The 399-nt window shown below is 67.4% G+C and carries 1 protein-coding gene; it reads right to left on the bottom strand.

Annotated features, from left to right (window positions below):
• Positions 1-399, bottom strand: a 399-nt coding sequence (locus tag RM572_RS29540) for an ABC transporter ATP-binding protein (protein ID WP_311676408.1), incomplete at both ends; no start/stop codon positions are given.

Here is a 399-nt window from a genome sequence, read left to right as displayed (position 1 = left end):
TCAGCACCGCGACCCGCTGGCCGAGGTACAGCGCCTCGTCGATGCCGTGGGTGATGAACAGGATGGTCTTACCGGTGGCCTGCCAGATCCTGAGCAGCTCGTCCTGCAGGGATTCCCGGGTCTGGGCATCCAGCGCGGCGAACGGCTCATCCATCAGCAGCACCTCGGGGTCGAACGCGAGGCTGCGGGCGATCGCGACGCGCTGCTTCATTCCACCCGACAGTTCGTGCGGGTAGCGATCGGCGAAGCCCTGCAGCCCGACCAGCTCGAGGTACTCCTCGGCCCGCCGCCGCCGCTCCGCCGAGGGCAGACCCTTTGCTTCCAGGCCGAATTCGATGTTCTTGCGGGCGGTGCGCCACGGCAGCAGCGCGTACTGCTGGAATACGATGCCCCGATCCA

This window comes from Streptomyces hazeniae, assembly GCF_031845485.1.
GTDB lineage: Bacteria > Actinomycetota > Actinomycetes > Streptomycetales > Streptomycetaceae > Streptomyces > Streptomyces hazeniae.
Note: the sequence above shows the minus strand (reverse complement) of the source record. Positions and strands in the feature narration are given on the sequence as shown.